We start from the raw sequence: 4269 nt of genomic DNA, 5'->3' as shown, positions 1-4269 counted from the left end.
TTGTCCGGGGTGTTCTTCTTGTTCTTCATCGTATTGTAGTTTCTCTGCTTGCACTCGTTGCATCTCAAAGTGACTTTCACGCGCATTTAACGGCACCTCCTTATTATTGGTATCATGTCCGGCAAACGCCGGAGGATACCGACTGCCTCCCTGTTGATGGAAAGCGGCTTTCCCGGCGTGGCTGAAAAGCGAAAAACGCGCACGACAACAAAGCCCTTTTTCACAGGTAAGAGAGATTGTACCACAGGTCAAACCGCCGGTCAACTGTTTTTCCGCAAAAAATCCCAGAAATTTTCAGAAAGGCTGATCCTGAGCGGCACCACACGGTCTTGCACCGTTCCTGCGGATATGTTATGATGTCCAAAACGGCAAAAGGGAGGGAACACGATGCGTATCATGGCTATTGACTACGGCGACGCTCACACCGGCATCGCCATCTCGGACCCCACCGGCTTTCTGGCCGGATTCACCACTGTCATCGACGCCCGCCGCCCGGAGGCAGTGGCGGAGCGGGTGGCCGCTCTGGCACGGGAGCACAGCGTGGAGGAGCTGGTGCTGGGCCACCCTATCAACATGGACGGCACCCGGGGTCCCCGGTCGGAAAAGGCCCAGGCCATGAAAGCCCTGCTGGAGGAGGCCGCCTCCCTGCCCGTCGTTTTGTGGGACGAGCGCCGCACCACCATCGACGCCCATCAGATCCTCTTCAACAGCGGCAAAAACGCCAAGAAACGGAAAAAGGTGGTGGACGCCGTGGCGGCGTCTTTGATCCTGGAGGGCTATCTCACCTATAAGAAGGACCACTGAGCAAGGGGACTTTTCACTCATGTAAAGCACGGCAGTTTTCTGGATGCCATAGAAATCACGATTTGAGGAGCGATCACTCCACGGTGTAAGGATTGGTCTATCAGCCTCCCAAATGGGAGAAGGAACTCAGGAATAAGGCAAAGGTTTGGAAAAAGCAGGACGGTAAAATATCCGCTTATTACAATATGATGGCACTGCTCGCGCGGAATGAGCGAAAAGAAAGTGCCCAAAGGGATTACCGCAGAATTTATTCGAATCTCCATCTCGAATATCATATGATTGCGGGAAATCTATATCTTAAAAACCCAGACGATATTCAATGTGTAACCTACTGTTATTTATCTGGTCTGGCAGGGATTTTTGCATATCTGTTTGATCATGCTGTGGGTGAAAAGATCTCCAAACAACAGCAGAATTTAGATATTACAGAAATGGAACATGCAGTGAAGGATTTCGCATGTTCCATCTTACAGCTTTATGCAGTTAATCAACCAATTCCGCCATATATGAAACATATAAACCATTTGTACATATCCCTTTTTGAAGGTGATTTTGAGAAAACTCGTTCACTGCTTTCGAAAACAGGAACTGAATTTGATTGCAGCAATCCCGATCAACTGTGGATCAGTGAGACAGAGCGTTCGATCATCCAGTCAATTCTTTGCAAAGACGACAACGCTTTATACAAATCATTGGTACAGCATATTAAGAACTATCGAAAATGGCCTGGCGGATACTCAACCTTTATTGACATACGCTCTATTGCGTATATCAAGCTGGCTCGTCAATACGGCATGAATTGCGAACTGAATATCATTGAAATTCCTAACATGTTTTTTGACGATACGATTTGCAGAATCGATGTGACGGAAATGAAGCTGCCATTTTATGAGGATGCCGTTGAACAACTCAAAACATTTGGCATCGAGGGAATCACGTTGCTTTAGCAATGGTATTTTAAATGGAGGGGACGCGATATGACGATTTTATTAAGCATTTTTTGCATTGCCGCCGGTATGATGATGGCCTGGCGGCCAGAAAGAGTATGGGAATTTCAGCATGTTCTTTCTGTCAAAAACGGAGAGCCCACAAACCTGTTTTTGGCAGTCTGCCGAATATGCGGCACTTTTGTTATTTGTTTCGGGGTCGCAGCTCTTGTATATATGTTATAATCAAATGTTCTGCACATCCAAAGGGAAACAGGAAGCGGCGCTGCCGCTTCCTGTTTGTATTCACGCCTGGTCCCGCAGGATCTCCTCCGGCGGCTGGTCCAGCTGCCAGGGGTCGCTGAGCAGATTGTGGAGATACCGCACGGCAGAGGCATAGTAAAAGCCGTCCACGATGCGCTCGTCGGTGACGAAGTTGCAGTCGATATACTTCCGCAGCACCACCGTGCCGTCCCGCTTGGCCTCGTAGACCCGCCGCTTCTTGCCGAAGGAGCAGAACACCGGCACATTGCCGAAGTCATACAGATGGTGGTAAATGGGCGGGATGCCCAGAGAGGCCATGGAGGTGATATAAAGGGAGCCGTGGAAGGGCGACAGCTTGGTCAAAAACCGGGGCAGCAGGCCGAAGTAGTCCATGACCTGGAGCAGGAACACGAAGAATTTCAGCAGCAGGCCGGGGATCAGGTTGAAGGCCCCCGCCAGCTTGTCGAAACCGGTGTCCGCCGGCGCGTCCTTGACCTCCCGCACCTTGGCGTTGAAGCGCTCATAGACCACATCCGCCGTGTCGGCGGGGTCAAAGGCCACCTTGATGACGGTGTCCGGCGAATCCGTGGACATCTCCTTCTTGATGGTCATGTTGACCTCGATCTCCCGGTCCCGGGTAAAGATCTTCTGTCCCGCGATGAAGCGGTTCAGCCCCGGATACCGGGCGCAGACCCGGACGTAGGCCGCCAGCAGCACATGCAGCACGCCGAAGCTCTTCATGCCGCTCCTCCGCTTTTCCACGATATAGCGCTCCATCTCCGTGACCTCGATGTGGTCCTCGATGAAGTTCTGAGAGGTGTTGCGGGTCTTCATGATATAGGGCGACACGGCGAAGATGGGCGACAGGCTCCGCAGGCGGCGGCCGTCGTTCCGGTCGCCGAAGCGGCGCACAGGCTCCCCTTCCGCCACCGGCCGCTTTTTCATGGCCAGGGAAACACACAGCAGCGCCGCCATGCAGCACAGCACGCTGAGCTCCGGTAGCCAATCGTGGAGAGGCCAGCCCAGCTTCTGGACGTCCTCCACGAAGATATGATACAGCATGGGCAGGCCGAACAGGGGCCACAGCAGCTTTTGGGTCGGGACCCGGCCCATCACAGTGGCGGTGTACAGCGCCGCCACCATGGCATACAGACACAGGCACAGCACCGTGTGGACCAGGGATGGGAACGTCAGTGCCTTCAACGCAAAGAACACGCAGCCCAGCCACACAGGGATGGCGGAGCGGTACAGCCGGTCCCGTCCGTCCCGGAACAGAATGATGATGAACGTCACATTGGCCAGCAGGGGCAGCACGATCTGGGTCCAAAAAAATCCCCCGGTCAGCCCCGCCTCCCCGCAGGCCCACACGACCCGGAGGACGCCGGAGCAGGCCATGGACAACGCCGACAGCACCGCCAGCGGTCCGATCCGCGGCAGCCAATACACAGTACGTTTTTCCATACACACCTCGATCTTCATACAGGAAAACGGCGCGCCGTCTGCCGACCGCGCGCCATTTGATAGACTTATCCCTTCACCGTGCCATCCGCGTTGAACAGGGGCAGGGGGGCCAGGAATCTGATGTCCGGCCGTGCCGCCGCATCGCCCTCCGCCAGTACCGCGACCCGGCCGGTGACCGTGCCGCCCGCCAGCTTCACCAGCTCCTCCATAGCGTGGAGAGACCCGCCGGTGGAGATCACGTCGTCCATCAGCAAAATACGCCTGCCCCGGATCAGGTCCGCATCGTCCCGGCCCAGATACAGCTTCTGGGTCCCTGCGGTGGTGATGGAGTGGTCCTCCACATGGATGGGGTCCGGCATATAGGCCTTAGGACCCTTTCTGGCGATAAAGCACTTCTGCGCCCCGGACTGGCGGGCCATCTCATGGATCAGGGGAATGCTCTTGGCCTCAGCGGTGAAGAGATAGTCATAGCTGTCCTCGGGAACCAGCTTCAAAAGCTCCCGGGCGCAGGCCACGGTCAGTTCCGCGTCGCCAAAGCAGATGAACGCGCCGATGTACAGATCGTCGGTAACTTTGCAGATGGGCAGTTCCCGCTCCAGGCCCGCGATTTGCATGGAATATGTCAACATAAGGATTTGCCTCCCTCAAAAAAATACCACTGTGGGGTCAACTTCCAGAAAATATTATACAGATTCCTTCAGGAAAGTCAAGGCGGCGCCGCCCTTCCCCCTTTTTCTTTATGTAGGATTACAATACATATTAGACAGTTGAATAAAAAAGGATGAAGGATAAAGCCTCATCGGTTAAAGTTGAG

At 54.3% G+C, this 4269-nt stretch carries 6 protein-coding genes; 3 read left to right on the top strand and 3 right to left on the bottom strand.

The genetic code is table 11. The annotated features are described in order from the left end of the window. Positions 1 to 86 (bottom strand): 50S ribosomal protein L33 (gene rpmG / locus Q0Z69_RS16670; protein ID WP_298035527.1); only part of this gene is annotated, 86 nt, incomplete at its 3' end. Positions 87 to 387: 301 nt separating this feature from the next. Between rpmG and ruvX the strand changes: the two genes are divergently transcribed. The 3 genes from ruvX to Q0Z69_RS16655 all read left to right on the top strand — a co-directional run bounded on the left by ruvX (position 388) and on the right by Q0Z69_RS16655 (position 1976). Further along, positions 388 to 804, top strand: coding sequence for a Holliday junction resolvase RuvX (gene ruvX / locus Q0Z69_RS16665; RefSeq protein WP_298035526.1), 417 nt, complete (start codon positions 388 to 390; stop codon positions 802 to 804). A gap of 92 nt (positions 805 to 896) precedes the next feature. Further along, positions 897 to 1751 (top strand): hypothetical protein, encoded by an 855-nt coding sequence (locus tag Q0Z69_RS16660; RefSeq protein WP_298035525.1) that lies wholly within the window; start codon positions 897 to 899, stop codon positions 1749 to 1751. Between the two features lie 30 nt (positions 1752 to 1781). Next, the gene (locus Q0Z69_RS16655) at positions 1782 to 1976 is read left to right on the top strand and encodes a DUF6199 family natural product biosynthesis protein (protein WP_298035524.1); all 195 of its coding nucleotides are present in this window, start codon (positions 1782 to 1784) and stop codon (positions 1974 to 1976) included. 60 nt (positions 1977 to 2036) lie between these two features. Here the strand turns inward: Q0Z69_RS16655 and Q0Z69_RS16650 are convergent, their stop codons facing one another. Then, the gene (locus tag Q0Z69_RS16650; RefSeq protein ID WP_298035523.1) at positions 2037 to 3455 is read right to left on the bottom strand and encodes a hypothetical protein; all 1419 of its coding nucleotides are present in this window, start codon (positions 3453 to 3455) and stop codon (positions 2037 to 2039) included. A gap of 65 nt (positions 3456 to 3520) precedes the next feature. Continuing rightward, entirely contained in the window at positions 3521 to 4084 is a 564-nt protein-coding gene (locus Q0Z69_RS16645) for a phosphoribosyltransferase family protein (RefSeq protein WP_298035522.1), read from the bottom strand. Positions 4085 to 4269 lie beyond the last annotated feature (185 nt).

Source organism: uncultured Dysosmobacter sp. (assembly GCF_947631165.1).
Classification (GTDB): Bacteria; Bacillota; Clostridia; order Oscillospirales; family Oscillospiraceae; genus Oscillibacter.
This window is presented reverse-complemented; position numbering and strand designations above follow the sequence as displayed.

Bases quoted from the DNA above. Each gene is read 5' to 3' on its own strand.
- ruvX (WP_298035526.1), top strand. From the start codon at position 388: ATGCGTATCATGGCTATTGACTACGGCGACGCTCACACCGGCATCGCC.
- Q0Z69_RS16655 (WP_298035524.1), top strand. From the start codon at position 1,782: ATGACGATTTTATTAAGCATTTTTTGCATTGCCGCCGGTATGATGATG.
- Q0Z69_RS16650 (WP_298035523.1), bottom strand. From the start codon at position 3,455: ATGGAAAAACGTACTGTGTATTGGCTGCCGCGGATCGGACCGCTGGCG.
- Q0Z69_RS16645 (WP_298035522.1), bottom strand. From the start codon at position 4,084: ATGTTGACATATTCCATGCAAATCGCGGGCCTGGAGCGGGAACTGCCC.